This is a genomic window from Streptomyces dryopteridis (assembly GCF_049606955.1).
In the GTDB taxonomy this organism is placed as follows: Bacteria; Actinomycetota; Actinomycetes; order Streptomycetales; family Streptomycetaceae; genus Streptomyces.
The window spans coordinates 1,209,703-1,236,452 of the sequence record NZ_CP187114.1; the positions used below are offsets into that span (position 1 = coordinate 1,209,703).

General features: G+C 72.0%; 23 protein-coding genes. 9 read left to right on the forward strand and 14 right to left on the reverse strand.

Annotated features, from left to right (window positions below):
• The first annotated feature begins 190 nt into the window (after positions 1–190).
• The gene (locus ACN20G_RS31915; RefSeq protein ID WP_424216728.1) at positions 191–1,111 is read left to right on the forward strand and encodes a L,D-transpeptidase; all 921 of its coding nucleotides are present in this window, start codon (positions 191–193) and stop codon (positions 1,109–1,111) included.
• 34 nt (positions 1,112–1,145) lie between these two features.
• Here ACN20G_RS31915 and ACN20G_RS31920 read toward each other — a convergent pair whose 3' ends face one another.
• Positions 1,146–1,934: a DeoR/GlpR family DNA-binding transcription regulator gene (locus tag ACN20G_RS31920; RefSeq protein ID WP_424216729.1), complete on the reverse strand. Its 789-nt coding sequence runs from the start codon at positions 1,932–1,934 to the stop codon at positions 1,146–1,148.
• A 244-nt stretch (positions 1,935–2,178) separates the two neighbouring features.
• Here ACN20G_RS31920 and ACN20G_RS31925 point away from each other — a divergent pair, with 244 nt between their 5' ends.
• Together ACN20G_RS31925 and ACN20G_RS31930 are read left to right on the forward strand one after the other, a co-directional pair.
• Entirely contained in the window at positions 2,179–2,970 is a 792-nt protein-coding gene (locus ACN20G_RS31925) for an HNH endonuclease family protein (RefSeq protein ID WP_424216730.1), read from the forward strand.
• The gene (locus ACN20G_RS31930) at positions 2,955–3,278 is read left to right on the forward strand and encodes a hypothetical protein (protein WP_424216731.1); all 324 of its coding nucleotides are present in this window, start codon (positions 2,955–2,957) and stop codon (positions 3,276–3,278) included. The genes ACN20G_RS31925 and ACN20G_RS31930 overlap by 16 nt, the downstream gene beginning before the upstream one ends.
• Before the next feature lie 585 nt (positions 3,279–3,863).
• Here ACN20G_RS31930 and ACN20G_RS31935 read toward each other — a convergent pair.
• The 3 genes from ACN20G_RS31935 to ACN20G_RS31945 are packed head-to-tail and all read right to left on the reverse strand — an operon-like array spanning position 3,864 to position 6,903.
• Positions 3,864–4,244: a DUF6009 family protein gene (locus ACN20G_RS31935; RefSeq protein ID WP_424216732.1), complete on the reverse strand. Its 381-nt coding sequence runs from the start codon at positions 4,242–4,244 to the stop codon at positions 3,864–3,866.
• The gene (locus tag ACN20G_RS31940) at positions 4,241–5,800 is read right to left on the reverse strand and encodes a DNA primase family protein (RefSeq protein WP_424216733.1); all 1,560 of its coding nucleotides are present in this window, start codon (positions 5,798–5,800) and stop codon (positions 4,241–4,243) included. The genes ACN20G_RS31935 and ACN20G_RS31940 overlap by 4 nt, the downstream gene beginning before the upstream one ends.
• A complete protein-coding gene (locus ACN20G_RS31945) occupies positions 5,797–6,903 on the reverse strand; it encodes a bifunctional DNA primase/polymerase (protein WP_424216734.1) in 1,107 nt (368 codons plus the stop codon). Before ACN20G_RS31945 ends, ACN20G_RS31940 begins: the two co-directional genes overlap by 4 nt.
• A 1,266-nt stretch (positions 6,904–8,169) precedes the next feature.
• Here ACN20G_RS31945 and ACN20G_RS31950 point away from each other — a divergent pair.
• Both ACN20G_RS31950 and ACN20G_RS31955 read left to right on the forward strand, forming a co-directional pair.
• Entirely contained in the window at positions 8,170–9,312 is a 1,143-nt protein-coding gene (locus ACN20G_RS31950; protein WP_424216735.1) for a ParA family protein, read from the forward strand.
• The gene (locus ACN20G_RS31955) at positions 9,309–10,514 is read left to right on the forward strand and encodes a ParB/RepB/Spo0J family partition protein (protein WP_424216736.1); all 1,206 of its coding nucleotides are present in this window, start codon (positions 9,309–9,311) and stop codon (positions 10,512–10,514) included. Before ACN20G_RS31950 ends, ACN20G_RS31955 begins: the two co-directional genes overlap by 4 nt.
• 1,283 nt (positions 10,515–11,797) lie before the next feature.
• Here ACN20G_RS31955 and ACN20G_RS31960 read toward each other — a convergent pair.
• From ACN20G_RS31960 to ACN20G_RS31970, 3 genes are all read right to left on the reverse strand, one after another.
• Positions 11,798–13,414 carry an AMP-binding protein gene (locus tag ACN20G_RS31960; protein WP_424217411.1) on the reverse strand — a complete coding sequence of 539 codons (1,617 nt, stop codon included), beginning with the start codon at positions 13,412–13,414 and terminating at the stop codon, positions 11,798–11,800.
• Between the two features lie 465 nt (positions 13,415–13,879).
• On the reverse strand, positions 13,880–15,178 hold the full coding sequence (locus ACN20G_RS31965; protein ID WP_424216737.1) for an SLC13 family permease: 1,299 nt from the start codon (positions 15,176–15,178) through the stop codon (positions 13,880–13,882).
• Positions 15,179–15,266: 88 nt separating this feature from the next.
• Entirely contained in the window at positions 15,267–16,301 is a 1,035-nt protein-coding gene (locus tag ACN20G_RS31970; protein WP_424216738.1) for an ion transporter, read from the reverse strand.
• A gap of 271 nt (positions 16,302–16,572) precedes the next feature.
• On the opposite strand from ACN20G_RS31970, the gene ACN20G_RS31975 reads away from it, so the two are divergent.
• Positions 16,573–17,352, forward strand: a complete 780-nt coding sequence (locus ACN20G_RS31975) for an NUDIX domain-containing protein (RefSeq protein WP_424216739.1) — start codon at positions 16,573–16,575, stop codon at positions 17,350–17,352.
• Between the two features lie 19 nt (positions 17,353–17,371).
• On the opposite strand, the gene ACN20G_RS31980 is transcribed toward ACN20G_RS31975, so the two are convergent.
• The 5 genes from ACN20G_RS31980 to ACN20G_RS32000 all read right to left on the reverse strand — a co-directional run bounded on the left by ACN20G_RS31980 (position 17,372) and on the right by ACN20G_RS32000 (position 22,259).
• A complete protein-coding gene (locus tag ACN20G_RS31980) occupies positions 17,372–19,873 on the reverse strand; it encodes a xanthine dehydrogenase family protein molybdopterin-binding subunit (RefSeq protein ID WP_424216740.1) in 2,502 nt (833 codons plus the stop codon).
• Positions 19,870–20,373 (reverse strand): (2Fe-2S)-binding protein, encoded by a 504-nt coding sequence (locus ACN20G_RS31985; RefSeq protein WP_424217412.1) that lies wholly within the window; start codon positions 20,371–20,373, stop codon positions 19,870–19,872. Before ACN20G_RS31985 ends, ACN20G_RS31980 begins: the two co-directional genes overlap by 4 nt.
• A 92-nt stretch (positions 20,374–20,465) precedes the next feature.
• On the reverse strand, positions 20,466–21,362 hold the full coding sequence (locus ACN20G_RS31990; RefSeq protein WP_424216741.1) for an FAD binding domain-containing protein: 897 nt from the start codon (positions 21,360–21,362) through the stop codon (positions 20,466–20,468).
• Between the two features lie 179 nt (positions 21,363–21,541).
• On the reverse strand, positions 21,542–21,748 hold the full coding sequence (locus ACN20G_RS31995; protein WP_424216742.1) for a serine protease inhibitor: 207 nt from the start codon (positions 21,746–21,748) through the stop codon (positions 21,542–21,544).
• 58 nt (positions 21,749–21,806) lie between these two features.
• Entirely contained in the window at positions 21,807–22,259 is a 453-nt protein-coding gene (locus ACN20G_RS32000; protein WP_424216743.1) for an ATP-binding protein, read from the reverse strand.
• 931 nt (positions 22,260–23,190) lie between these two features.
• Here ACN20G_RS32000 and ACN20G_RS32005 point away from each other — a divergent pair.
• The 3 genes from ACN20G_RS32005 to ACN20G_RS32015 all read left to right on the forward strand — a co-directional run bounded on the left by ACN20G_RS32005 (position 23,191) and on the right by ACN20G_RS32015 (position 24,935).
• A complete protein-coding gene (locus tag ACN20G_RS32005) occupies positions 23,191–23,586 on the forward strand; it encodes a hypothetical protein (protein WP_424216744.1) in 396 nt (131 codons plus the stop codon).
• Between the two features lie 132 nt (positions 23,587–23,718).
• A complete protein-coding gene (locus ACN20G_RS32010) occupies positions 23,719–24,246 on the forward strand; it encodes a tetratricopeptide repeat protein (RefSeq protein WP_424216745.1) in 528 nt (175 codons plus the stop codon).
• A gap of 149 nt (positions 24,247–24,395) precedes the next feature.
• Positions 24,396–24,935, forward strand: coding sequence for a mycothiol transferase (locus tag ACN20G_RS32015; protein WP_424216746.1), 540 nt, complete (start codon positions 24,396–24,398; stop codon positions 24,933–24,935).
• A 25-nt stretch (positions 24,936–24,960) separates the two neighbouring features.
• Here the strand turns inward: ACN20G_RS32015 and ACN20G_RS32020 are convergent, their stop codons facing one another.
• Positions 24,961–25,233 (reverse strand): hypothetical protein, encoded by a 273-nt coding sequence (locus ACN20G_RS32020; protein WP_424216747.1) that lies wholly within the window; start codon positions 25,231–25,233, stop codon positions 24,961–24,963.
• Between the two features lie 226 nt (positions 25,234–25,459).
• A complete protein-coding gene (locus ACN20G_RS32025) occupies positions 25,460–26,500 on the reverse strand; it encodes an alpha/beta hydrolase (RefSeq protein WP_424216748.1) in 1,041 nt (346 codons plus the stop codon).
• Positions 26,501–26,750: the final 250 nt, after the last annotated feature.

The following is a 26,750-nucleotide window of genomic DNA, read 5'->3' on the forward strand; positions in this document are numbered from 1 at the left end:
CGGGGCGCGTTTCGGGCGCACGGCGCGGATTCACCGGTTCGGAGCGACCTTTCACCCCGGCGCCCCAATCAGTGCGCCCAGCGCGCGCCGCGCGCACACGGGACCGGCACGGTGGGAGCCCGGAACTCCTCCGGGAACCCCCCGCCATCCGCCGGCCGTGTCACGCGAGCCGGCCGTTCGGAGGTCCGCCGTGCCCATCCGCCCCACCGACCCCGGCACGTCCCCCGTCCCCGGCCTCGCCGCCGCCCCCCACGCCGGCCGCCCCCGTGTGCTCGCCGCGCACACCGGTTCGCGACCGGGCCCGCCCCGGCGTCGGGCCCGACGGCGCCTGCCCGGGGCGCTGCTCACCGGCCTGGTGCTCAGCGCCCTGGCCCTGCCCACGGGTGGGTCGGCCGCCGCCGATCCCGCACCGCCGGGCCCGCCGAGCGACGGGCCCGCGCCGGTGGAGGCACTGCCCTTCGAGCCCGCGCCCGTCCCGGACACCAGTCCCTGCACCGCCGACACCGGGCCCTACCAGCGACAGTTGGAACACCACCTGGGACTGACCGAGGACGGCCGGCAGTCCGAGGAGGACTGCCGTGCCATCCGCGCCTTCCAGGTTCTGCACCAGGTCAAGCGCCGTGACGGCTACGCCGACCTGGAGACCTTCCGCCGGACCGAGGTCCTCGAAGCGGCCGCGTCCCCGGCCGGTCGCGCGGGCTGCCCGACCCGGAGCTACCGGGTGACCTGCGTCGACCTCGCGCGTCAACTCCTGTGGGTCCAGCGGGACGGCAAGCTGCTCTACGGGCCGGTCCCCGCGCGGACGGGCCGGGACGGTCAGGAGACCCGCACGGGCTGGCACCGCATCGAACGCCGCGTCCTCGACGAGCACTCGGAGCTGTACAACAACGCCCCCATGCCGTACTCCCAGTACTTCAGCGGCGGACAGGCCATCCACGGGCGCTACGACGACCTGTACGAGGGCGGGGGCTCGGCGGGCTGCGTCAACGTGCGCCTCGCGGACGCCAAGCAGCTGTGGAACCTGATCGGCATCGGCGACCGCGTGTACGCGTGGGGCGTGAAGCCGGGCACGGAGGCGCTCGTCGACCAGCCGGCCGCGCCGTCCGTCTGACCGCCCGTGCGAAGCGCCCGCGTGAGGCGCCCGTTCACACGAGGGTGACCGCGACGCCGGCCTCCTCGAAGGCCGCCACGAGCCCGGGATCCGCGCCGCGATCGGTGATCAGGGCGTGGACGGCGGCCGTGTCGCAGACCACGGCGAAGGCGCGGCGGCCGAGCTTCGAGGAGTCGGCGACCACGACGACGGTCTCGGCCCGTTCCGCGAGCACCCGGTTGGTGCGTGCCTCGCCCTCGTCGTGGGTCGCGGCGCCGAACCGGGGGTCGAGGGCGTCCACACCGAGGAAGACGAAGTCGAGGGCCAGGGTGCGCAACACCTCGTCGGCCTGCGGTCCCGTCAGCTCATAGGAGTGCGGGCGGGCGACGCCGCCGGTCACGACGGTCTTCACGTGGGGGCGGACGACGAGTTCGTTGGCGATGTTGATCGCGTTGGTGACGACCGTCAGCCCCCACTCGCGGGCGTCCATGGCGGGTTGGGCCCGGGCCGCGAGCTCTCGGGCCACCTCCGAGGTGGTGGTGCCCCCGTTGAGCCCGACCGAGGCGCCCGGCGGGACGAGGCCGGCGGCGGCGCGGGCGATCCGCAGCTTCTCGTCGGCCCGCCGGGACACCTTGTAGCGCAACGGCAGGTCGTAGGCGACGGCGGAGTGGACGGCACCTCCGCGCGTCCGGGTCAGGAGGTTCTGGCCGGCCAGCTCGTCCATGTCGCGGCGCACGGTCGCCGCCGAACACCCCAGCCGCTCCGCGGCCTCGGTGACCCCGAGCGTCCCGCGCTCGCCGAGGATCTCCAGCAGCGCGGTCCACCGTTCACGCGCGCCGCTCACCGTCTGTCTCCGTCCTGCCCGCCGCTCCCGATGCCACCCCGGCAAGTATCACGCACCCGCGCACACCCCGAACAGGCCGTCCGCGCATGCCCGCTGACGTTCGGGAGAGACGAAGACCACACGGCGTGATCACGCCTGTCGCCGGCCTGAACCCCCTGGCTCGTGGGTAGCCTTGCGGCGGCAACCGGGGAGAAACCGGATCAAATGCGAATGTCCTGCGGGGCAAAAGGACGGGATGCGCTTCATGGAACGTCGAACACGGGCGTGGGGAACGGCGTTGGCGGTGGGGGTGCTGCTCGCGGTGACGGGCTGCGGCTCCGACACCTCGGCGGGGCGGGGCGACGGGGACGCGAAGGGCGCGAACTCCCCCTCCCCCAGCGCCTCGTCACCCGGATCCCCGTCGGTCGGATCCCCCTCCGCTTTGAACCCGTCCTCGGATTCCGGTTCGGGATCGGACGGCAAACCGGCGGCGGCGGAACTCCTGCCCGGCATGGTCTCCGCCAAGGTGGCCCGCACCCAACTCGCGGCGCTCACGGTCGCGGAGCCGCGGAGCATGGCCGGGTACAGCAGGGCCCGGTTCCCGCACTGGGCGGAACAGGGCGCCAAGTGCGACACCCGGGAGACGGTGCTGAAGCGGGACGGCAAGGACGTGCGCAACGACGCCGACTGCCGGGCCGTGTCCGGGACCTGGGTCAGCCTCTACGACGGGCAGACGATCACCGAGGCCGGGAAGCTCGACATCGACCACATGGTGCCGTTGGCCGCCGCGTGGCGGGCGGGCGCCGACAAGTGGGACGACAGCCGCCGCAAGGCGTTCGCCAACGATCTGACCAATCCCCAGCTGCTCGCGGTCTCGGCCAAGACCAACCGCTCCAAGGGGGACCAGACCCCCGACCAGTGGCAGCCGCCGAGCCGGGACGCCTGGTGCGTGTACGGGCGGGCCTGGACCCGCGTGAAGTCGGCGTACGAGCTGACGGTGACGGAGACGGAGAGGAAGACCCTGACCGACATGCTCGACACGTGCGGGGCCTCGTGAGCGGGGACGGGGCGACGGCCGGGCCCGAGGGCGAGACGGTCGCGGAGGACCGACTGGTGGCCGGCCCGGGCGGGGCGATGACCGAGGAGGTCGGAGTGATCACCGGGGACGTGACGGTGCGCACGGTCCGCTCCCCCCGGGGGCAAGTCGCACACCTGATCCAGTACACCGACGCCGACGAGTGGTACCTCCTCTCATTTGATTCCGGTTCGGCTCCTGATGAGAGTTCCGATTCCTCGCCGGAGCGACGGCACCGGGAGGCGGTCGAGCGGGTGCGGGCCGGATGGGTGGATCCCGAGGACGACTGAGGCGACCATGGGCTCACCCGTTCGAGGGATGGTGGGCGGCCCCTTCCCTCACGCACGATGGTCACCGTCAGTGACGAAAGGCGTGGGGGAAGGGGCTTTCCGTGTACACAGGGCTCACGAGGGGAACGGCCGGGGTCGGCCGCCGGCGTTTGTTCGATGATGTGCGGAAGTGGGTCGCTTCGGTCGCTCCCGTCGAGCGACTCACGAGGCTCCGGGAGGGCCGTCGAGCGACCGAGTGCTTACGGCGTAAGCACTTCACCCGTCCTCCATATCCCCTGAACCGGGCGAAAAACGTACATCCCGACCGGGTTGCGAGCGACCGAAGCGACTCAAGCGACCCAGGTTCGAACAATGCTCGACGTCCTCTCGGCAGCAGCGACCGAAGCGGCCACAGCGACCCGAGCGACCGGGCAGACGGCCCAAAGCACCGAACCGGACCCCTTCGGTCGCTGCTCGGATCGCTCCTGCCCCTCCAAGACCTCGTCCGAGTCCTGTCCCGGCCCTCCACTCCCCCACACGCGGGAGTCCCCGCCCCCTCGGAAGGGAGCGGGGACTCGGAGACGAACCTCGGACGTCGACCCGCGGTCAGTCGGCGCCGGCGACGGCGGCCGCGGGGTTCTCGGACTTCAACGTCTTGCGCCCCTTGCTGCCGGGGTTCAGGGTCGTCGGATCCACCGCCTCGGCCGGGGCCCCCGTGGCGTAGAGCCCGTCCGGGACGCTGTCACGATCGTGCGGGAGAAGCCAGAACACACGACGACGGAAGGTCCCGCTGGTGCGCGAGGGCTTCGCCTTCGGGCCCAGTTGCGCGTAGCCGACCAGCCGCCCGTCCCGGTGGTACGCGGGCTTCCCGCGCCGGGTGGGCAAACGGTCCAGCGACTGGCGCACGTAGTCCAGCTCGGAGACGTCCTCCAGCCACACCAGCTCGACCTCGTGATGGATCTCGTCGTCGGAGATGAGGGAACTCATGCACTCTCCTCCTCGGCGAGCAGTCCGATGCCGGGGTAGTACTTCTTGGAGTTGGACAAGATCATTTCTTTGGGTGAGGCGAGCCCCGCCAGCTCCCTCGCCCGGGCCGCGAACGCACGGGAGGAGACGGCGGGTGCACCCTCATTCTGACACCAAGTGCGGTAGACGTTGTAGAGGCGGGCTTGCTCTGCCCGTTGACCTGCGTCGAAGGTGCAGCACTCCTCGAAGAAGCGGCCGGTGTGGTCCTCGGTTTCGGCGTACGCCGTGGTCGCCAGACGGACCGGAGCGGGCCCCGTGAGGTCCTTCGCCCCGGCCAGGTAGCGGCGGGCTCCGTCGATCAGCCAGGCCAGGATTCCGGGACCCTCCTCGGTGACCAGGATGTCGGCCAGGTTGTCGATCTTGCGGTCGTCGGAGACGACCCGCTCGAAGGGCACCAGGCGCATGCGCCGCCAGAACGCGAACCCGCCGGTGCCGACCTCCGGCCGGTGGTTGCCGATCAGCCAGAGCTTGTGCGTCGGCGCGAACGAGAAGAAGTCCTGCCGCATCCGGCGGGCCTTGATCCGGTCGCCACCCGTGAGCAGCTTGACCCGGGCCTCGTCGAACTTGTCCCCCGGCTTGACCTCGGAGCACACGATCACCCGCCGGCCGTGGAGTTCGGCCAGCTCGGTGGGGTGGCTGTCGAAGGTCCGGGCCATGAGGAAGCCCGGCGGCGCCGCGTCCGCGTAGTCGCCGAGGAGCTTCATCAACACGTCCAGCAGGACGGACTTGCCGTTCTTGCCGGAGCCGAAGAGGAAGGGCATGACCTGGGCGCCCACGTCACCCGTGATGGAGTACCCGAGCATCAGGTGCAGGAAGTCGATCATCTCCTGCCCCTCGGAGTCCTCGCCGAAGGTGTCGTTGAGGAACCGGTACCAGCGCGGTGTCGGCATGGTCCGGGGACCCGTGCAGGTGGACCTCGAGTGGAAGTCCTTGGCCGGCTCCGGGGCCCTGATCAACCCCGTGTGCAGGTCCACGATCCCGGCGGGCGTGCACAGCGAGTAGGGGTCCGCGTCGAGGAGTTCGGCCTTGAGCACCATCCCGGGGGCGGTCTTCGCCTGGGTGAGCATCGCGTTCATGCCCGAGGTGCTCAGCGCCCGCCGCCGGTGCTTCTGGAGGGCGGCGTTGCTGAACAACCCGCGCGGGTCGGTGGTGGCCATCGCCTCGGCGAGATCGCCGCCGGCCCACATCACGGTGTCGTCCTCGTCCACCTGCCAGCGCGTCGTGTCCCACTTGTACCAACCGAGACCGGGCACGTACCGGTAGTCGCCCGCGTACAGCCGGACGAACAGCTTCGCGTTCCCGCGGTCGCTGAGGGTGTCCGGGAGCAGCCCCTGGGCCGTGGCGGGCTCGGGGGCGGCCGGAGAGGGGCCTCCCCCGCCCCGTTGGGCTCCCTGGGGCGGTACGGGCGGTGGTGTGGCGTGGGCGAGGATCTGAGCCGCGACGGCCTCCGGGTCGAAGGGTTCCAGGTCGAAGAGTCGGTCTTCGCTGTCCTGCGGCAGGTGCGGCTTGGGGGTCATCGACGGCCTCCGAGGTGCAGGGGGCGTCGTGCGCCCGCGGCCATGCCGCTGCGGATGGTGTGTTCGGAGCGGTGGGCCTGCCCTGGACGGACCGCTTCCGCGGTCTGCCTCAGGGCCTCCTCGGCGGCCTCCTCGGTGATGTGCCCGGCGGCGGCGAGGCCACCGAGCGTGTAGGCCGCCCGGTTCAGCTTCTCGGTGAAGCCCGCGCCCTCGGGGGTCAGCCCGCATTCGGCGAGCTCGGTCAACAGGTTCGTCAGGATCCTGGTGGTCTGGTCACGGCCCCCGCCGGCGGCGATGACGGCCTGCCTGGCCCGTGGCGGGACGGGCCTGGGGGCGGGGATGTGGGCGGCCGGCAGGTGCCCCGTGCGCTGCAGCTCCTGGGCGAGCCAGGCGGGCAGCGGAGCGGGCTGCAGGACGTCGTCCACGGGCAGGTAGGTCCCGGCCTCGGTGCGGGTGCCCGGGGCGATGATGTAGCCGCCGTGGGCCCGTACGTCGACCTGCCAGGCCAGCGCCCGCTTGGTGCCGGAGCCCGTGGAGCACTGCCAGCGCCGGCCGTCCGTGGCCCGGTACCAGACGTGCATGCCTCCCGAGGGCGTGCGGACCCGCAGGGTGGTGGTGTCGTCGGCCGGGCTCGGCATGTTCCTGAGCGCGGCCAGGAGGGCCAGCGTGTGGTAGCCGTTCGACAGGCCCGTCAGGTCGATCTGCTCACCGATCGGGATGCCCGGGAGCAGACGGTCCCGCGGTGGCAGGGACACCTCGTGGGCGTCCACGTCGATCACGACGAGGTCGGCGGACCCGCAGGCGACCCCGACACCCATGTCCGGGTTCAGGGTCCACCAGCGCTCGATCCTGGCGTAGTCCAGGGTCGCCGCGTGGAACCCGTGGCACCAGCGACCCGCGGGCAGGCAGGGGCAGTCCCCGTACCCGTGGGTGGACCCCACACAGTCGGGGCAGTTCCGGGCAGGCGTCTTCTTCCCGACGGCCAGCGGGTGGACCGGCCAGCCGTTGCTCGCACACCAGCGGGCGAGGGGCAGGCCGGAGACTGAGCGACCGATGGGACGCCACCCAGAATCGCTGCGAGAAAACCGCAGCTCAGCGGACATCCGACTCCCCTAACAGCGACCGAAGCGACTCAACAACGGACATAGCCTAGCTAAGGCCGGGCCGGGCCATGCGCAGCGTGTCGGAAGCAGAGTGCGGTGTGTCGCGTCCGCCCCCTTCGTCCCGGTCCGCCCCCGGGCAGCGACCGAAGACCGAAGCCGAGCGTGGGTGCTTCTTCAGTCGCTTTCGGTGCTGCCTGAAAAACCGCAGGTCAGAGACTTGCGAGCGACTGAACAGCGACTGAAGCGACTCAAGGTGCCTATATATGACTCGCACACGCACATACACACACACGCGAATGTCTTCATATATGGAAGCCAGAGTCGCTTCAGTCGCTGTCCTGAGGGGGGAAACAGTCTTGACCTGGGTTTTCCCTGAGCGACTGAACGCAGCGACCGAAGCGCTCGTGGGGCACTGCCCTCAGTCGCTCCCCCGGATGGCCCCAAAAACGGCAGCGACCGAGCAGCGACCGAAGCACCGTCGGTCGCTGGAGAGCGACCGAACCGCAGCGACCGAAGAAGCTCGTCCCGCCCGCCGGGGCCCTCCCCGGGTCCGAGGGGGGCTCGATCGGTCGTCGGGCCTTCGGGGCGCTCAAGGCCCTCGGGCGCTTGGGTCCTCCCCCGGTTCCGCCCGCAGTCGGGAACGGCGAGATGTCCCGCCCCCTCCCCCGCTCACCGGGAAATGCTTTTCCACCCGGGCGACGGAGAGCCGACGAGGGCCCTTGATCCCGACCGGACCTCCCCCCGACGGGAGGCCCGGCCCCCGAGGCGGTCACTCCCGAGCCGATTCCCCGCAAGCGCCCCGCTCGGCCCCGCTCGGCCTCCGTCGGCCCCTTCCACGGCCATTCCGGTTCCAAACGCAGGGCCATTGTCGGGAAGAGCGCCAAGAAAGCCCCTGAAGGCCCCTCAGGGCCCCTCAACCCCCACCCCAGGCGGTCGGGTCACCTCGGCTTGAGATAGGCCCTCAGAACGCCGTACAGAGCCTTCTGTGAAGAGGGTCACTCGTGCGGCCCCCTCTGAAGAGCCCGCGAGCCCCTGAGCAGCGACACTGCGCAGCCCTCACCCCGTGACGCCGGAAGCTCCGCGGCCGGCCAGGCCCGCCGATCGCGAACAGCCCGTCACCCCGGGTGCCGGCGAGGCGTTTTGACGTGGTGAAGGACCCGCGGGACGCCTGCCGTCGACACAACTCTGCCGGAACTAACGCCGGAAACCGGCAAATCACCCGTGACAATGCGTCTGAAACCTTGTTCACGGCAGTATGCTGCCGCCATGACATCTCCGAACTCGGGAGGTGAGCGGGAGAAGCTGGTGTCCAAGCTCCCCGCCCACCTGCGGCAAGCCCTCAAGGTGCGGGCCGCACAGCTTCAGACGGACGTGCAGGACGCGGTCACCGCGGGAATCCTCGGCTGGCGTGAGGCCGAGATCGAACTTCCCGTCGTGGACACGTCCGGCGCCGAGTCCTTCGGGACGTACCTCCCGGAAGGACTCTACGAGGAGTTCAAGGAGGACTGCCGCGAACGCGGGGTCTCCTACATCCAGGGCCTGGCCCAGGCCGTCTCGCTCTGGCTCGCGGAACACCCGGCGGAGGACCGCTCGGTCCGTCGCATCGTGGTCTGCAACCAGAAGGGCGGCGTGGGCAAGACCGCACTGTCCGCCGGCATCGCCCAGGCCCTCGCCGAAGAGGGCCTGCGGGTCCTCTTGGTGGACTACGACCCCCAGGGGCACCTCTCCCACCAGCTCGGGCTGCGCGCCATCCCGGCCGGTGAGGAGAGCCTGGTGACGCACATGCTGCACCGGGAGCAGACCCGCGAATCCCTCTACGACCTCTCCGTGGTGATAGAGGGTGAGCGCTTCGGCGGTCGCCTGCGCATCGTCCCGGCGGCCTTCGACGCCTTCCTCCTCGACTCGGGCCTCACCGTGTTCAGGGGCCCGAGGCACGCTGCCCTGGAGCGGGCCCTCTCCCCCGTCGAGAACGAGTTCGACGCGATCGTCATCGACTCGCCCCCGAGCCTCGGCCTGGCGATGGACGCGGGGCTGCACTACGCCCGCCGTCGGGAAGGCGAGCGGGCCGGCACCTCGGGCCTCGTCATCCCCGTCGAGGCGGAGGACACCTCGGCCCAGGCGTACGGGATGCTCATCCAGCAGATCGACTCCCTCGCCGCCGACTTCGACATCGAGATCGAGCAGCTCGGACTCGTGGTCAACAAGTTCGACAGCCGGCGCGGGTACATCGCCACCTCCTCGCGGGACAAGTGGATCGGCCTGGGCAAGCCCCCCGTCCTGGCCGTCGTGCCCGACCTCAAGGAGCAGCGCGAGGCGGTGCGCGTCCAGCGGCCGCTCCTCGACTACGCGCCGGACTGCGAACAGTCGGCACGCCTGCGCGAGATCGTGCGGGAGCTGAGGAAGGCATGAGCAAGGCAGACCGACTCGGTGGCTCGGCGACCTTCGACGCCGTGGCCCAGCCGATGAGCAGCCGGGCGGCGTCCTTCGCCCGGTTCGCCGGACAGGACACCCCGCAGCCCGCCGCTCCCCCGGCAGGTCCGACCCCCCGCAACTCCCCCAGGCTGCCGGTGGCGGACATTGCCCACAACCCGTACAACCCGCGGGAGGAACTCCGGGAGATCGAGGACCTGGCCGACAGCCTCGCGGCGCGGGGCGCCATCCAGCCGGTCACCGTCGTCACCCGCGACGCGTTCCTCGCGGCCCACCCGGGGCATGAGTCCAGCATCGGCGAGGCCGGCTACATCGTGGTCGACGGCAACCGGCGTCTGGCGGCGGCCAACCTCGCGGGTCTCGACGACCTCCCCGTCCACCTCGACGACAGCCTCGCCACCGACGCGGACACCCTGCTGGAGACCGCGCTCGTCGCGGCGATCCAGCACCGGGACCTGGAACCGTTGGAGCAGGCCCAGGCACTCCAGACGCTCGTGGACAAGTACGGCTCGCAGCGGAAGGTGGCCACCGCCCTCCACAAGTCCAGCGGCTGGGTCACCCAACGACTGGCACTGCTCAAGCTGACGCCGGAACTCCAGCAGGCGGTGGAGGACCGGACCCTGCCCGTCGAGGTGGCGCGCAAGGTCGGCCGGTTGCCGCAGCAGCAACAGCAGAACGCGGTGGACGAGGCGCTCGCCGTCCGGGAGGCGGAGCGCGCGGAACGCCGTCGCGAACCCGCACCGGAGGAAGCCGGTGGGGCGGCGGCCGGGCCGAGTGCTTACGCCGTAAGCACTCCGGAGGCGCCGGAGCCGACGCCGGCACAGCCCGCCCACACCGCCGTGCCCGCGAGCACCACCCCGGCGGAGCCCGCCCGGACTGCACCGCCGACCGCTGACGCCCGACCCGGGGCGGACAGGGAGCCTGCGTCCACGGCGCCGAAGCCGGCCCACACCGGCCGGCCCGGGGAGCGTGCGAGCACGTCGTCCGCGTCGCCGGCGCCGACCGGGGGAGTCCTGGAGCAGCCGGAGGACGAGGAGGACGGGAACCTCGTCGACATCCGTCGCCTGACCCGGATGCCCTGGCACGACGGGCACCAGGTCGCGGACCTCGTCCTGGAGAAGATGGCGCCCGCCCAACGGGCCGTCCTCCTGGAACGACTGATGGCGGCCCTCGACTCCTGACCCCGCTCGGCCCCGTTCCACCGCTCCACGATCGGCCCGCCCCGTCTCCGGACGAGGCGGGCCGATCGGCGTTCCCACGGACCTCGGGCGGCTGCGACGGATGCGGAGTGCTTACGGCGTAAGCACTCGGAGGGTCCTCGCCGAGTGCTCACGGCCGCCGCCGGCGCGGGGGAGAGGCGGGAACGTTGGGTCGCATCCCTGATCCCCGGACCCCGCCCGCGTGCCGGCCGGAGGACGGAGATCCGGGTCCGAAGTGCTTACGCCGTAAGCACTCGCCCTGGCTCGGGTCTCCCCGAGTGCTTACGCCGTAAGCACTTTCCGTCCCGGGATGCGTGCGGGGGAGCACGTACTCCAATGACTGTCCGGGCTCCCGGCCTCCCCGAACCACCGGCGGCCCGCCGGGAGCACCGTCCCGACTTCGGGCCGCGTTACGGTCCGAAGTGGCGCCCTCGTGGACGCTGCTGCTGCTGGCCACGTGTGCGGAGGAACCCGCTCCGCTCCCAACGGGGAGTCGTCGCCTGCCGCACTCGGGGCCTGCTCAGGCCGAGTGCTTACGGCGTAAGCACTTTCGCGGCGTCGGTCGAACGGGTTCCGACGAACCTTCGGCGAAGCGGTCGGGGAACCCGCGAGGGCCGGGCGGCGGGCTCCGGAAAAGTGCTTACGCCGTAAGCACTCCGCACCAGAGGCGAAGCGTTTCCCGGCCGCTCGACAGAGTCCCGGACCGGGCGAAGGACAGGTCCTGCGCAGTCCGGCGACCCCGCTGATCCCGGCCAGTCCGGTGGGTTCGCGGGCTCCGGGGTTGTCGCACGGGGGTCTCGCGGTACCGGGGGAGTGCTTACGCCGTAAGCACTCGAGCCTCGTTCCGGGTCCTTCGAAGCGGCCCTCGCAGGGTGTCCGCTCCGCCGCGACCGCCCCCGGAGTGCTTACGCCGTAAGCACTCGGCACCGCTGCGGCGCTTCCGCAGCGGTGCCCTTGAGGCGTGGTCTCCGCCGTGGTCACCCCTCGAGTGCTTACGGCGTAAGCACTCGGGCCCTTCTCCGGCGACTCCGAAACGGCTCTCGCGCGACAGCCGCTCCGCCGTGATCGCCTCTGGAGTGCTTACGCCGTAAGCACTCCAGAGGCATGAGAAGGGACCGACGCGCACCGCTGGGAGGGGACCTCCGGAGGACCGTCGGGCCGGTCCTTCCCACGACGCGGCTCCGCCCTCATCCCGCGTGTGGGTGCTTACGCCGTAAGCACCCCACGCCCTTCCCGTGTCGTCGGGGCTTCCCGGCGAGCCCGGATCAGCCTTCCAGCCGGCCCGCCCGCAGCAGTTCCACGGCCTGTTCCCGGAGCTCGACCTTGCGGATCTTGCCGGTCACGGTCATGGGGAAGGCGTCCACGATCCGCACGTAGCGGGGGATCTTCAGGTGGGCGATGCGGCCCGTGCAGTACTCCCGCACCCGTTCGGCGGTCAGCGGTTGCGCACCCTCGCGCATGCGGACACAGGCCAGGAGCTCCTCCCCGTACTTGTCGTCGGGGACCCCCACGACCGTGACGTCCAGCACGTCGGGGTGGCCGTACAGGAACTCCTCGATCTCGCGGGGGTACAGGTTCTCCCCGCCCCGGATGACCATGTCCTTGATGCGGCCGGTGATCGCGAGGTAGCCGTCGGGGTCCATCACGGCGAGGTCCCCCGTGTGCATCCACCCCTCGGCGTCGATGGCCTCGGCGGTCCGCTCGGGGTCGTTCCAGTAGCCGAGCATCACGGAGTAGCCCCGGGTGCAGAGTTCTCCGGGGGTGCCGCGTTCCACCGTTCGCCCGCTGCCCGGGTCGACGATCTTGATCTCCAGGTGAGGTCCGACGCGTCCGACGGTGGAGACCCGGCGCTCCACCGAATCGTCCGTCCGGGTCTGGGTGGAGACCGGTGAGGTCTCGGTCATGCCGTAGCAGATGGACACCTCGCGCATCCCCATCCGGTCCATCACCTCCCGCATGACCTCCGTGGGGCAGGGGGAGCCGGCCATGATTCCGGTGCGCAGGGAGCCGAGGTCGTGGTCGGCGAAGCTCGGGTCGGACAGTTCGGCGATGAACATGGTGGGGACGCCGTACAGCGAGGTGCAGCGTTCGGCGGCCACCGCGGCGAGGGTGGCCGCCGGGTCGAAGGCGGGCGCGGGGATCACCATGGTCGCGCCGTGGCTGGTGCACGCGAGGTTGCCCATGACCATGCCGAAGCAGCGGTAGAAGGGCACCGGCAGGCACACTCGGTCCCGTTCCGTGTAGCCGCAGGACTCTCCGACGAAGTAGCCGTTGTTGAGGATGTTGTGGTGGGAGAGGGTGGCGCCCTTGGGGAAACCGGTGGTTCCGGAGGTGTATTGGATGTTGATCGGATCGTGCGCCGTCAACCGGCTTCCGATGACGTCGAGTTCGTTCGCCTCGCCCTCAGGCTGCTCGGTCCTCCGCCTGCCGCGTTCCAGGAGCGTCACCCAGTCGGGCCCGTCGAGCAGGACGACGTGTTCCAGCTCGGGACAGTCGGGGCGGGCCTCGGTGATCATCGTCGCGTAGTCGGAGCTCTTGAATCGCTCGGCGGCGATGAGCAGCCGGACGCCTGCCTGGCGCAGGACGAACGCGAGCTCGTGGGTGCGGTAGGCGGGATTGACGGTGACGAGGACGGCGCCGATGCGGGCGGTCGCGTACTGGGTCAGGGTCCATTCGGCCCGGTTGGGGGCCCAGATGCCGACGCGGTCGCCGGTCCTGATGCCGAGGTCGAGGAGGCCGCGCGCGAGGACGTCGACGTCCGCGACCAGTTCCTCGTACGTCCAGCGTCGGTCGGCGGCCACGTCGACCAGGGCCTCGTGGTGGGGGAGGCGTCGGGCGGTGCGGAGGAGGTTGTCGCCGATGGTCTCGGTGAGGAGCGGTATGTCGGTGGCCCCGCGGTCGTGGGCGGCGTGCTCGTGGGCGGCGGGGGAGTGCTCGACGACGGGCGGGTGCGGCACGGTTGCCTCCTGGCCGATGAGGATGCGCGGTCGATCGGGCGATCGGTCGGCCTGCTCATGATCGGATCCGGGTGGATCGGCCCGCCATGCGCGCGTCGGACGAAATTCGGCCGGGACATGACCTGAGTGTTCAGCCGAGCTTGGCACGGCCAGAAGCGGTCGAAATCAAGCGCTCTGTGTCCTGAGGCAACGGTTTTTGATCGCCGAAGCGAAAAATCGAGGCGCAGAAAGGGCCCTCTGGGCGCCGAACTCGAAAGGGGTGGTGTGATTGGACCTTGATGGGCATCAGAGGCCCGCACGCGGCCTCCTGCGGCTTTTCGGCCCCTCAGAAACCGCTCTCCGAGTCCCGAGAGCGGCCCTGAGGCCCGAAAACGCCCTGTCGGCCCTCTCTCAAGGCCCGAGCATCCCGAACAGTCCGAGGGATGCCCAGAGGGCGACCGTCGACGCCGCCAGCGCGGCCGGCACCGTCGCGAGGCCGAGGAGGGTGAATTCGCGCAGTGCGATCTCGTGATCATGTTGATGGGCGATGCGTCGCCACAGGAGGGTCGCGAGCGAACCGGCATAGGTCAGGTTCGGTCCGATGTTGACACCCAGCAGCACGGCCAGCAGCGGACCCGGTCCGCTCGTGGCCGCCGCCCCGGCCGCCAAGGGCAACAGCGCGAGTACCGCGGGAAGGTTGTTGATGAGATTCGCCAGCACCGCCGCGATGCCGGCGATCGCCAACAGGGCGGGCAGGGAGGCCCCGTCGGGCAGCACCCGGGCCAGCCCGGCGCCGAGACCGCCGTCCACCACCGCCCGCACCACGATGCCGAGCGCGAGCACGAACGCGAGGAAGGGGAGGGCCGCGGCCCTCCTGATCCCGCCGAGGGTGGTCCGGCCGTCGAGCAGGGCACGCACCGCGAGCACCCCCGCGCCGGCCGCGGCCGCCCACGCGGGTTCGACCCCGAGGGCCGAGGTCACGACGAAACCGGCCAAGGTACATGCGACCGTCACCATCGCAAACACCGGAATCGGAGGTGCGGCCTGCGCCGAATCGGCCTCTTTCGCGAGTTCTGCGTCCGGGTCGCGCCGATCGCCCGTCCTCAACGAGCGGGCGAAGAACCACCGGAACACGGCGTACTCCACCGCGATCGCGACCGTCCAGGGCAAGGCCATCAGCGCCGCGAAGCGCGTGAAGGTGAGCCCCGACGCGGCGAAGGCCAGCAGGTTCGTGAGATTGGAGACGGGGAGCAACAGGGAGGCGGTATTGGAGAGATGGGCGCTCGCGTACACGTGCGGCTTGGGATCGACGCCCATGCGGGCGGCGGTCACGAACACGACGGGCGTGAGGAGGACGACGGTGGCGTCCAGACTCAACACGGCCGTGATCCCCGAGGCCAACACGAAGACGGAGCCCAGCAGTCGACGTGGACGCCCGCGAGACCAGCGTGCCATCCATCCGCCGCATGCCCTGAACAGGCCCTCGTCGTCGCAGAGTTTGGCCAGTACGAGCACGGCCGCGAGGAAGCCGATCACGGGACCGAGACGCTCCGCCTCCTCCCGTACGTGCTCCCATGGCACGGCTCCGCACAGGATGACGAGGGCGGCCGCCGGGACGGCGAACACGGCTTCCGGTTTGCCAAAGGGACGAGCAACGGCACACACGAGGACCACGAGCAGGGCGAAGACCGCTGTCACTTGCACGAACATGGCCCGATCATGCCCGGAACGCGGGTGTGGCCGTGCGTCGACCCCGACGCACGGCCACACCCGCGATGGGGAACCGTTTCCGTGACCGTCAGCGCGAGGTCTTCTCGCGGCCTGCCTGCGCGGGCCGGCCGGCGGCGGCCACCTCGGTCTGGGGACGGGGCAGCGCCGCGGACCCGAGCGCCGCGCCGGAGCCGGGGGCAGCGGGGGGCAGGCCGGCCTCCAGCAGGTCCAGGGCGTCGCGGACGGCGAGGATGCGGGCGCGCAGGGATTCCGCGTCCTCGGACGCATCGGACGCATCGGACGCATCGGACGCCGGTTCCGGTGTCGGCTCGGGCGTCGGGGCCTCCCGTTCGCGCTTCTCCCGGGCCTCGGCCTCCGCCTCCTCCCGCGCTGCCTCGCGCGCGTCGTCCAAAGAGGTCAGCACCACGCCGATCAGCACGTTGACCAGTACGAACGAGGCCAGCAGCACGTAGGACGCGTAGTAGAGGAGGCTGAAGCGGGAGATCTGGAGGCCCGCGTGGACCGCGTCCCCGAAGCCGTCCATGGTCGTGAGGAGGGCGAGGGTGAGGGCGGCGCGGCCGACGGAGCCGAAATGGTCCGGATCCACGTCGGAGAAGAAGACCCATCCGACCATCGCGTACACGTAGATCACGAGCGAGCCGACGAAGATGAAGCTCAGGGTGCCCGGCAGGGCCCGGCCCACCGCGACCAACAGGATCCGCAGCTGCGGCATGAACCGGGCGGTGCGCAGCACGCGGGCCAGCCGCAGCAGCCGGAGCAGCGTGGTGTTCTCGCGGATCACCGGCATGAACGCGACCAGGACCACCAGCAGGTCGAAGACGTTCCAGGGGTCCCGCAGGAAGTCCTTGGGGCGGTCGAGATGGGCACCGACCCGGACGCCGATCTCGGCGGTGAACAGGATCAGGCAGAGCCTCTCGGCGGCGTGCAGGAGGGTGCGGTGCTCCGTGACGAGCCCGCTGTAGGTCTCCGCGCCGAGCAGGGCCGCGTTGACGATGATCACGACGAGGACGCCGATCGAGAAGGCCGGTGCGTCGGCGATCGTGCGGCAGCGGGCCGCCCAGCGGACGCGGAGGGGACCGGAGGTCGGCGTCGGGACCGTCATGCTGCTCCTTTGGGGGCGGAGTCGGAGGGGTGGTGGGGGCCGAGGAGGGAGGAGGAGGGGGCGAGGCGGGCGGCCGAGTGGGCAGACCCGTGCGGGATCATGGCACTCGGGACGGGTGGCGGAACCGGAAGATCACCCCGACGAGTGGATTCGGACGCCGACTGTCACCCCGGCGGGTGAACGGAGTTCGCGTGTACGGGGGTCGGGGGTGTTCGGACAAAGAGGCGACCCCGCCCTTTCGTCCGTCACCCGCACCGAGCAGGATGCCGGGATGAGTACTGAAGAGAACGGGGCGCGGGTGGACGTGGACACGCAGGCGGAGGTGCGGTTCGACGCCGACGGCAGCCTGTTGGTGGTGCCCCTGCCGAGTGCCGAGGCGCCGGGGGACGGTGTGTCGGGTGGGGCGGGCACGGGGGAGCGGTACCGGTTTCCGCTGCCGGGCGAGTCCTCCGTCGAGGTCCCGCTGCCGTTCCACAGCGCCCGGTGGGTCGGGTTGGGGCCGGTGGGCACGGCCGAGACGGTGCTGCGCGCGTGGGCCCTGGGCGGTCCGGAGGAGGTGCCGACCCATGTGCCCTGGGTGGATCCGGCGGCCGTGCCGCCGGTGCGGGTGCGCGCGGGTGCGGTGATCCTGCACGAGGGAGCGTTGTTGACGATCGCGTTCCGCGAGGACGACGGGCGGGTCTTCCACGAGTTCCCCGGCGGGGGCGTCGAGCCGGGGGAGACGTTGCGGGAGGCCGTGGTGCGCGAGGTGCGCGAGGAGACCGGGCTGGGGTGCACGGTCGGTGCGGAGATCGCGCGGGTGTGGAAGGGAGGGCGCCGCGAGCACTACTTCCTGGTCGCTCCCGAGGGCGAGATCGGCCCGCCGGAGAGCCTCGACAACTACGGGGGCGTGCCCACGTGGTTGCCGCTGTCGACGTTGGCCGAGGCCCCGTTGTGGCCGCGCCGGTTGACGTGGCGGGTGGCCGAGCAGGCGGCGGCCGGGTACTGGCCGGTGGAGCCCTGGGAGCTGGCCGACTCGATCCACGACCTGTGGGCTCCCTGCCACTGGTGAGGCGCGGGCGCGGGCATGGTCACGGGCCGGATTCCGGGCCGGGTTCGGGTTCCGGTTCGGCCCGGCGGCCGGCGTGGGCCTCGCGCAGGGCCCGCCAGACGCGCTCCGGGGTCAGCGGGGTGCTGTTCAGGGCGTGCGCGATCTCGGGCAGGGCCGCCGCCACGGCGTTCGCGATGGTGACGGGCGGCAGCATCACCCCGCCCTCGCCGAGTCCCTTGAAGCCGCCGGGGATCACGGTGCTGGGCGTCTCGTGGTGCTCGATCGTGGGCACCGGCAGCCCGCGGGAGTTCGGGAGCCGATAGTCGTGCAGGTCCAGGGCCGTGCACAGGCCGGTCCCGGGGTCCCGGGTCACCTCCTCCCACAGCGCGATGCCGATGCCCTGGGCGATGCCGCCGGCGACCTGTCCGGCGGCCAGGAGCGGGTTGACGACGACCCCGTTGTCGGTGACGCACCAGTAGGCGTCGACGGTGATGTGCCCGGTGTCCTCGTCCACGGTGACGGTCGCGCCGTGCGCGGCGTTCGAGTACGTCGCCCCGGGCGGGTCGAAGTCCACGGTCTCCTCCAACTGCACGGGTCCGCCCGGCGGCCGGCCCCAGCCCAACCAGCCGCGGTGGGCGGTCTCGGCCCAAGAGATCGAGGCGTCCGAGGGGGCGTCGGCGGCGTCGGCCGGTCGGAAGCGGAGGGTCGCGGGGTTCGCGTCGGGCCCGGTGGGGGCGTCGAGGCACACCGCCGACACGGGCAGGTGCAGGGCGGCGGCGGCCAGGTGGTGCATGCGGGCGCGCAGGGCCCCGGCGGCTTGGCCCACGGCGGATCCGGCGAGGGCCAGGGAACGGCTCGCGGACGAGGTGAGGTTGGAGAAGGGGGCCGTCGCGGTGTCGCCGAGGCGCACGTCGATCCAGTGCAGGGGCGTGCCGAGGTGATCGGCCACGATCTGCGCCAGGGTGGTCTCGATGCCCTGGCCCACCGAGACGGAGCCGGCGGTGACGGCCACCGTGCCGTCGGGGTTGACGCGTACCCGGCCGGCCTCCGAGCCGGTCCACCCCATGTGGAACGCCTCCATCAGCGCGGTCGGCGCGAACGCCCCGATCTCGACGCCGGCCGTGACGGCGGTGCCGCGCCTGAGCCGACGCGGCTTCGGACCGACCGGGGCCGGGGACGCGGTCGGCGCGGGGCTGTGGCGTTCGGCGAGTTCGAGGGCTCGGCGGAACGTGGCGGGGTGGTCGCCGCTGTCGTACACGAGGCCGGTGCGGGTGGTGTACGGCATCGCGGCCGAGGTCAGCAGGTTCATCGATCGCAATCGCGAAGCCGGCAGGTCGAGTTCACGGGCCGCCTCCTCGATCAGGCGCTCGCGGACCCACGCCGATTCCTGTTGCCCGTAGCCCCGGTAGGCGCCGGTCGGGGTGGTCGTCGTGTACACGCCGCGGACCGTCGCGCCGGCGGCCGGGAAGCGGAACGGGCCCTCCATGGAGAGTCCCGCCACCTGGAAGGGGCCGCTGCCCGCCTGGGTGGGGTGGCCGCCGAGGTCGCCGACGAGGTCCGCGTCGAGGGCGAGGAAGCGTCCGTCGGCGTCGAGCGCGAGCAGGGCGTCCGCTCGCAGGCCCCGGCCTTGGAGGGAGGCGGTGAGGTTCTCGGTGCGGTCCTCGATCCACGTGACCGGGCGGTCGAGGCGGAGTGCGGCGAGGCAGACGAGGACCTCGTCGGGCTGGACGACGGCCTTGCCGCCGAAGGACCCGCCCACGTCGGGGGCGATGACCCGTACCCGGTCGGCCCGCAGGCCGAGTGCGTGGGCGAGGTCGAGGCGGACGCCGTGCGGGGTCTGGGTGCTGGTGTGCACGAGCAGTTCGCCCAGGGCGGGGATCCACTCGGCCACCACCCCACGCGGCTCCAGTGGGCTGTGCGCGATGCGTTGCACCCGCAAGGTGCGGCGGACGGTGTGGGCGGCGCCCGCCACGATCGCGGCGATCCGTTCGACGGGATCGCCGAAGCGGATGGTGCCGGCGACGTTCGAGCCGTGCTCGGGATGGAGCAGGGGCGCGCCGTCGGCGAGGGCGGCGTCCACGTCCGGCACGGGCGGCAGCGGGTCGATCTCCAGGCGGACCCGTTCGGCCGCGTCCTCGGCGGCGGCGCGGCTCCCGGCGACGACCACGCCGACGGGCTGGCCCGCGTACCGGACGGTGCGCGGCGCGAGGTCGACGTGGGTCGGGTGTTGGCCCGGCAGCGTCCAGACCGGCGGGAGGGGCGCGAGGTGCGCGGCGGCGTCCTCGGGTCCGAGGACGAGCACGGGGTTGCCGGCGGGGGCGGCGGGATCGGGTTCGGGTGCCCGGAAGGAGCGGATCCGGCCGTGCGCCACGGGGCTGCGGACGAGGGCCGCGTACAGGGTGCCGGGGGCGGGCACGTCGTCCACGTACCGTCCGGCGCCGCGCAGCAGGGTTCCGGCGCGGCTGCCGGGCAGGGGGCGACCGATGTGGGGCCCGGCCGGGGCGCTCGTGGCTGTGGCCGGGGGCGGGTCGAAGGGGGTCATCGAGGGGGCTCCTTTCGGTTCCGGTGCGCGGTGACGGCGGCGCGGATGCCCGCGTAGCCCGTGCAGCGGCACAGGTGGCCTGGGAGCACCTCCTCCAGGGTCTCCTCCAGGCTCAGACCCTCGCGTTCCGCCCAGGTCAGGGCCATCAGCAGGCCGGGTGTGCAGAAGCCGCACTGGAGGCCGTGGTGCTCGCGCAGGGCCTCCTGAAGCGGGGAGAGGGTGTGGGGGTCGGGCGGGCCGGTGGGGCGGGGGAGCGGTGCGGGCGAGCCCGGAGGGGGGTCGGGGGCCAGGGACTCGACCGTTTCGACGCACGCGCCCTCGGCCTGGACGGCGAGCACGGCGCAGGAGCGGACGGGCACGCCGTCCAGGAGGAGGACGCACGCGCCGCAGACCGCCTGTTCGCAGCCGACGTGGGTGCCGGTGAGACCGTGTCCGTGCCGGACGAGATCCGCGAGGGAGGTGCGGGGGTCGGCGGGAGCGGTGCGCGGCGTGCCGTTCACGAGGGAGGTGACCTCGACGGTGTCGTACGCGGCGAGGACCGCGGTGGCGGCGGGGTCGGGGGGCGGTTCGGGGGAGGGGCGGGTGGAGGTGTTCACGGGGACTGCTCCGGGGGGACGGGGCGGTGCAGGCGGGACACGGCCCGGGCGAGGGCCGTGCGCAGCATCGCGATCCGGTAGTCGGGGGCGCCGTGGTGGTCGGGTACGGGTGCGGTGTCCCGGGTGGCGGCGTCGAGGACCGAGTCGAGGGTGGTGTCGAGGGGGTGGTCGGCGAGGGCGGCTTCGGCGGCGGGCAGTCTGATCGGGCGATCGGCGACTCCGCCGGCGGCGATTCGGACCCCGGTCGGGTGAGGCGTGTCGTGGGCGTCGACGAGCAGGCCGGAGACGAGGACGCAGACCAGTGGCAGCCCCGGGGCCGGGGAGCGGGGGATCTCCTCGAAGACGGCGCGTCGGTGGGGCGCGCCGGTGGGGAACTCGACGGCGAGGAGCAGTTCGTCGGGGCGGCGGGCGGTGTGGTGGGGGCCGAGGAAGAAGGAGTCGGCCGGTACCGTGCGGGGTCCGCCGGTGGTCGAGTCCAGCAGGAGACGGGCGTCGAGACCGAGGGCGAGGGTGGGCAGTTCGGCGGCCGGGTCGGCGTGGCAGAGGGAGCCGCCGAGGGTGGTGCGCAGCCGGATCTGGCGGTGGGCGACGAGACCGATGGTCGCGGGCAGGACGGGGAGGGCCGCGCGCAGGGCCGGGTCCCGCTCCAGGCGGTGCAGCCGGGCCAGGGCGCCGATCCGCACGGTGTCGTCGGTGATCTCGACCCCGTCCAGTCCGGGCAGCCGGCCGAGGTCCACGAGCAGGGCGGGGCGGACCGTGCGCCGGGCGAGTCGGGGCAGCAGGCTGTAGCCGCCGGCCAGGGGCAGGGCGGGCGCGGGCCGGGGGGAGGCCAGTACGCGCAGGGCCTCGGCGAGGGTGGTGGGGGCGGCGTAGGCGAACGCGGCGGGTTTCACGGGGCTCCCCTCGGGCGGACGGCGACTGCGACACCGTTCCGAGGCGGCCGGTCGGGTCGGGGCCGGGTCCGGTGATCACGCCGAATCTAGAGGAGGGCGGGGAGCGTGGGCGGGTGTCGGCCGCGGGTTCGCGGGGGCGCACGGGGCCACCCGGGGGGCGCGCGTCGGGCGTTGGGGGGTCAGCCCACGCGTGGGGTGCGGGCGACCCGGCCGTCGGCGTCGACGAAGACGCGGACGCGGTGCTCGCGGTACTCCATGGTGACGAACGCACCGTCGGGGACGAGTTCGGGGTGCAGCTCGGGCCGGTCCCGACGGATGCGGTCGGCGGCGGCCGAGCCGTCCCCGCCCACCAACTCGGGCCATTCCTCGCGTGTTCGGTCCGTCATGGGCGCGTCCTTCCCCTCCGGTGGTCCACCCGCCGGCGGCGGGTCCGGGACCACCGTCTCACGCGGCGGCCCGCGCGGGGAGGGCGGGCGGTGCGGGTGCCGGGTGGGCGGCGAGGCAGAACCAGAGCCATTTGCCGAAGCCGTCGGTGGCGAAGCCCCAGGACTGGCTGAGTGCGGCGATGATGCCCAGCCCGCGGCCGGACTCGTGCTCGGTCTGGCACGCGGTGGTGCGGGTGCCGTCGGCGAGGCGGGCCGATCCGTCGCGGACGGCTCCCGTGACGCGTCCGGTGCTCGGGTCGGCGACGAGGACGACCCGGAGGCGGTCGCCCCGGCCGTGGGAGACGGCGTTGGCCGCGGCCTCGGAGATCAGGAGGCGCAGGTCTCCGAGGAGGTCGGCGCCGTCGGGGTGGGTGGTGAGCGCGGGCAGGAGGCCGACGGCGTGGCGGGCGGGAGCCACGGATTCGGGCCGGGCGGGCAGGACGATGTCGATGCGGTGGGCAGGGGTGGACACGCGGGCTCCTCGACGTTCCGTCCCCCCGAACGACTGCTCCAGCGTAGGGCCGCGGTGGCCCGGGTCACACCCTCCCCGAGGTGGACCCGCATCGTCCGAACGGCCGGCGCGGGCGCCCTCGAACTCCCCCGCGCGGGGGAGACCCCGGCCCACCGGCAGCACGACTTGAACAAAGTCGAAGCGTGCCCTTGCGTCACCACGGCTTGCTCTTTTACGGTGTTCAAGTCCGTCACTTGAACGCTGTGCAAGTCGGGTCGGCGGGCGAAACCGGTGCGCGCGTCCGCACGCACCGACGGAACAACGTCCTCGGGGGAGAACACCATGACCGATCACACGCGCACCGACGGCGGGACGGGCGGACGCCTGGCCTTCGGGTACCAAGCCCGGGCCCACCTGTGCCCGGGCGCCCGACTGGCCGGGGCGGAGATGCGGGTGGCCTTTCCGGCACTGTTCCCGCGATTCCCGTACCTGGGCCTGGCCGGCCTCGCCGACCAGGTGCCCCCTCGCGGCGGCACCAGTCCGCTCCCTGCCCGTGACCTGGTCCGCGCTCGGAGCGATCCGATGACAAACGTCATGCACCGTCCGCGAAGCCGGGCCGCAGGGTGGAAGCAGCGAGCGCCGGCCGCCCGAGGGCCGACGCCGACACCCGGGGGAGGGCTCGCGGATGACGACACACGATGGGGCCGGCGGCGCGATCAGCGGAGCGACGACCGCCGTGCACCCTGCCCCGAGACGGCGCCGACTCCCCGGACTGTGGTGGCGAGCCCTGTTCGCCCCGCTCCGAGCCCTCGGGCGGCGGGACCGACAATTAGGCGCATCGGACACGGGCACGGCCTTCGCGCACTCGACGGGCACCCGCGATCTCGTCCTCGCCTGCGCCGCAACGGAGATCCTCGCCGCCTACCCGTTCTCCCTGATGCTCCCACCGGAGTTGCGCCCTTCCCACCTGATCGCCGAGGTGATCCTCGTGCTGACCGGGTTCGGCCTGGCCGCGTCCCTGATCCGTGCCCCGCACGTCCTGACCGCCGACCTGTTGGCCCTGCGCACCGGCTTCCTCGGTGGCCTCGACCTGCCGCGGCACGTGATCGGTTCGGCTTCCTTCGTCGTGCGCTCGGTGCCCGGGCGAGGGCTGCGGCCGGTGCCGGACGAGCCCGATGCCGTGGCCTGTTCGGTGGGGGAGGAGGTCAACCTGCGACTCGTCCTCGACCCGCCGCAGTCCCTCGACCTCGGACGCTCCCGCGGCACGGTCCTCGCCGCGGTCGTCTACGCGGAGGCGAACTCACCCCGCCCTCTCCTCGCGGCCCTGGCGGCCCGCGCCGGATCGTGACCACCGTGCCGATCACGACCGAGGACAGGACCCGTCAGGCGGTGGCGGCCCGACCATCCCGTTCCCCGTGCCCGGCAACGATCCGGCGGCCCCTCCTGTCGCGGGCCTGGCGCCGTCCGCGAGACTGGGGCCGTGTCCGAATCCCCCGAAGAGCCCCCTGCGTCGTCCGCGAGCGAATCCCTCACCCGGGCCGGTGCCCTGCGCGCGGAGGGCCGGCACGAGGAGGCCCGCGTCCTGCTGGTGGCGCTCTGCCGCGACCATCCCCGGGACGCGAGGGTCGCGGCCCGCACGGCCTGGGTGCACGACGCGCTCGGGCTGGAGACCGAAGCGGTCCCGTACTACGAACGGGCCCTCGCCGCCGGCGCCGAGGGACTGTCGGCGGAGGACAGGCGCGGATGCCTCCTCGGCCTCGGCAGTACCTACCGCGTCCTGGGCCGGCACCTCGACGCCACCCGCCTGCTCACCGACGCGGTGGCGGAGTTTCCCGAGGACAACGCCCTGAAGACCTTCCTCGCCATGGCCCTGCACCACACCGGGCGCCCCGGCGAGGCCACCGCCATGCTGCTCGCCCTGCTCGCGGAGACCAGCTCCGACCCCGCCATCCGGGACTACCGCCGAGCCCTCGCGTACTACGCCGAACACCTGGACGAGACCGGCTGATCGCGCGCCCCCCGGTTCGGGGCCCACCGGTGTGGCGGGTCGGCGCCCACACCCGCGGTGCGCTTGAGTGCGGGAGGCGCGGGAATCCGCGCGACGGTGCACACACGGACGGGATCGGGTCCCGGACGACCCGCGGAGAGGACGGCCCCATGAAATCGGCGGAGGTTCTGGTCGACGCGTTCGGCCGGGTGCGCGAGGGCGTGGCCGAGGTGCTCGACGGACTGACCCTCGACGACCTGCACGCCCGCGTGGATCCCGGCGCGAACTCCATCGGTTGGCTCGTGTGGCACTTGGCGCGGGTCCAGGACGATCACGTCGCCGAACCCGCCGGCCGGGAACAGGTCTGGTTGTCCGAGGGCTGGGCCGAACGCCTTGCCCTGCCCTACCAGCCCCGCGAACACGGTTACGGGCACACGGCCGAACAGGTGGGCCGGTTCCGGATCGCGGCCGTCGCCGACCTCGCCGGATACGTCGAGGCGGTGCACACCCGCACCGTCTCCTTCGTCGAGCGGCTCACCGACGCCGATCTCGACCGGATCGTCGACGAGGCATGGGACCCGCCCGTCACCCTCGGAGTGCGACTGGTCAGCGTCATCGCGGACGACCTCCAACACCTCGGTCAGGCCGCCTACCTCCGGGGCATGCTGGCCCGACGCACGACGAACCCCGGGACCGGCGTCGACGCCTGATCCCGGGGTCCGATGTCGTCGTCGGTCACTCGCCCGTCGAGGAGACCTTCCGACGGGACCGGAACATCGCGTACGCCGCCGCGCCCGCGATCACGGGCGTCACGATCAGGACGATGCCGAGCACCACGTGCGGGGTGCTCCATTTGCTGTACTCCTCGTACAGCATGTTTCCGTCGGTGTGGAACTGGGCCGGGTAGATCTGCTTCGCGTTGAACAAACAGAGCATGCCGATCACTGCGGAAAGGGCACCCGCGTTGTAGATGATCGGCTTGGAGATGGAATGGTCGCTACTGCTCATGTCGACCATCATGGCGGGCCCATTACCGGAATGACCAGGGGCTTTCGGCCCGTGACGGCATCACGGAACATGTTTTTCGGATGCCCGCGGCCCGGAACTCCCACGGAAAGTGGAACACGCCCGACCCCTTCATCGGCACGGGCGGAAGGGGGGCGTTTCAGGGTCTTTCATCCCGCGCCCGTTCCGTGCGATTCCGTCCCGCGGAACGCAATTCCACGGATCCGGTTCAAGCCACCGGAGTGGGGCCTTGGAGGTGTTCGCTCAACCATTGGATCAAACCCGTCCGATCCATGTTGTCCACATAGTCCTTCGCGTTGTGGGCCCCGCCCTGATCGACGGCGAATTTGACCTTCACGGGGCCGCGCCCGTACTTCTCGGCGAATCCCTTGACCGCGTCCATCGTGGACTTCGGTTCCTTGGTGCCGACTTGGAGCGCGAGATCGACCTCGGGACCGTTCGCGGCGATCAGTTTCTCCGCGAGCCGCCCGGGATCGTTGGCGGCCTTCTCCTGATCGTGGCCCTTCCACAGCGGGGAGTCCGGTGCCACGTCGGGACCGCCCGCCAGGACGGCCTTGAACCGAGAGGGGTCCTTCAGGACGGCCTTGAGGCCCGCGAACCCGCCGCTGGAGGAGCCCATGAAGGCCCAACCGTCCCGACCGTTGATGGTCCGGAAGTTGGCGCGCGCGAAATCCGGCACGTCCTGGGTGAGCCACGTGCCCATCTTCGGCTGACCGGGAATGTCGGAGCCGTCCCAGTACAGGCCGCCCGTGTCCTTCTGCGGGTTGAGGACCGGCATGACGAGGATGAAGGGCAGGCTCTTGCCGGCCTTCGACCACTCGTCGATCTTCGCCTCCAGATTGTGGAACGTCGGCCAACTCCCCCAGTAGTTGTCCTGGAATCCGGGACCGCCCGGCAGGGCCACCATCACCGGGAACCCCTTGCGTTCATTGGCCTTCTCGTCGTACTGCGGAGGTGTCCAGACCCAGACCTTGCCCGTGAAGCCGGACTTCGCCCCGTGCAGGGTGGTCACCGAGATCTTGCTGCCGTTCTGCGGCACGGTGGCCGCCACCTTGAACTCGGCGCTGGGCCCGGTCGGCATCAGCCCCTTGCCGTCGGGATGCGCGGCCCGCGCCTTGGCGTCGCCGGCGTCCTTGGCGGACCCGCCGGAGAAGGCGACCGGGTCGCCGTCGTCGGAGAACACCCCGAAATGGTCCATGACCGGGTACGCGGCGCCGCCCGCCGCGAGCACCGCCCCCACCACGAGCATGGGGACCAGGCGGCGCCGAGACCTGCGGCGTCCGTGTCGTCGGCCCGGACCGTACGGGGGAGGGGGCTGTCGATCGGGCGTCGGATACATGAGGGCTCCGGACCTGAGTGGGGACGGGGGACCGGGGGCGCGACCGGGACGCGGGCGCCCCCGAGGGGACGTCCGGAGAGAGTGCCGGAATGAGTGAAACGTTTCCCTTGTTCGAGTAAGAACTCCGCAAAGCGGTCGCAAACGGCCTGCGAACCCCCGC